Source organism: Bartonella sp. AA1HLJMS (assembly GCF_042197445.1).
Lineage (GTDB): Bacteria > Pseudomonadota > Alphaproteobacteria > Rhizobiales > Rhizobiaceae > Bartonella.
Genome location: NZ_JBHIRW010000132.1, coordinates 1 through 2,024 on the forward strand (window position 1 = coordinate 1; position 2,024 = coordinate 2,024).

At 45.0% G+C, this 2,024-nt stretch carries 1 protein-coding gene; it reads left to right on the plus strand.

Annotated features, from left to right (window positions below):
• Positions 1-2,024: hemagglutinin repeat-containing protein (locus tag ACFIQE_RS09830; RefSeq protein ID WP_375707647.1), on the plus strand; the 2,024-nt coding region annotated here is incomplete at both ends.

Here is a 2,024-nt window from a genome sequence, read left to right on the forward strand (position 1 = left end):
GATAAAATCGGGAGGTGACACCACTGTCATTGCAGGGCAGGATGGCAAACCGCATGACCTTAGCATCACAGGCAGTTTCGTTGCGGCTGAGGGCAAGGTAGGGCTGAAAGCCAGCAACGATGTCCTGATCAATAATGCAGAGGATAGCTTACAGTATGAGATGTCGTACCATAAAGACGGTGGAGCATTTAGTAGCAGCAAATCTGAGCATAACAAGATTGATGTGAGCCAAGTTGTGGGCTCAAGCATAACAGGGGGTGAAGGGGTTGCTGTTGAATCTGGCAATGATACCACAATCATTGGGTCTATGCTTTTTGCTGGCAAAGGAAAGGAAACAGCAGAAGATCAGGCAAAAGCGGATGTTTCTATTCATTCTGGTGGGAATATTCTCATAAAAGGAGCCCAAGAACAGTTTGACCAACAACAGCAATCGTCGTTAAGTGGATTTTTTTACGAGGAATCTTCCAACACATCTCAATTGCACACCACAACGGTCTCCTCTGTTCTGGGTGCAACGGGCAACGTTGACATAGACGCACAAGGAGATGCCAAGATTTCTGCTTCTCATCTGCTTTCAGGTCAAAACATCAATGTGACGGCAGAAAATGTGACGATTGATGGCATGCAAGATCACCATAGCAGCCACTCAGAAGAACATGCATCTGGTTTTGGCGCGGGTTCAGGCAAGGGCTTTTTATCGATATATGGGAGTGAGGAAAAGGTGCAAAATGAAGAGAGTTTTGAACATCAAGGCTCTTCTTTGAATGCGTATGGCACTATCAACATCATTGCCAAGAAAAAAGATGTGACAATTGTGGGCTCTGATCTTGCAGGGGAAGATATTAATCTTACCGCAGCCCGTGATGTCAATGTGCTTGTGGGTCATAATAGCCATAAATCAAACTCTGTAGAAGAACGGGAAGGTTTTGGGTTTCAGTTTGGAAAGAGCAGCAGCAGTGTTTCCTTGGGTGTTGGGGTTAAGAGCACGAAGGACACCGGTGATCAATGGGAAACAGCTTCCATTCAATCGCACATCACAGCACGCCAAGATGTGCAGATTACTGCGGATTGTGATGTGAACATGCAAGCGGCAGATGTTTTAGCTGATCGTGATGTGAACATCGATGCTGGCAATAATATCACGCTTTCGGAAAGCCAAGATATCTCTAAGACACAAAAAAAACATGAAAATTTCTTTGCTGGTGTTACAGGTTCTGTCAATGTGGGTATTCTTGGTACAGTAAAAGATGTAAAGGATGCAGTCAAACGTTTTGGTCATGGGGATACAAAACACAAAATCGGCAATGGTCTTATTTCTGGTCTAAAAGGCTATGATCTCTATAACAAAAGCAAAGATCTTTACAATGGGATAAAGGGTGGCTCACCAAAAGGTGCTCTTGCCAATATGGCTGATGTTTCAGCTAGTGTGACAGTGGGCTTTGAGACAGGGAAGACAGAAGCCTCTACTCAAGTCTCCACAGCGGTGACAGATACAATAGAAGCAGGACGCGCTGTTAATATGCAAGCCCACAAAGGTAGCATCCATGGTGTTGGAGCTGATATTATCGCTGACACCAATCCTGTTTATGCGCTGGGCAATGATCCGCAGAGCGGGAATATCAACTTGGAAGCAGGACAGCATATTACCTTTGAAAGTGCGCAAAACAAGAAAAGCAAACAAAAACATAGCCAAAGCGCTTCAATGAATGTTGGGTATAGTTATGGTACTGGTGGTAGGGAAGTAACCGGCAATATCTCTTTTAGTCAAGGAGAAGGTTCCAGTGAACAGGTTCAACAAAAGAACAGCTATCTTATTGGCACCGGCACTGTTCATACCACGAGTGGGGCAAACACCACATTGGCAGGCGCCGTGGTTTCTGGAGAGCGTGTAGAAATGGAAGTAGGAGGTGATTTTACCGTTGTCAGCCGCAGTGATACGGGACAAACTTCCAGCAAAAAAAACTCTGTTTCTGTTGGGGTTAAAGGCAATGGAAAGCCTGATGGTGCATCAATAAACGTCTCTT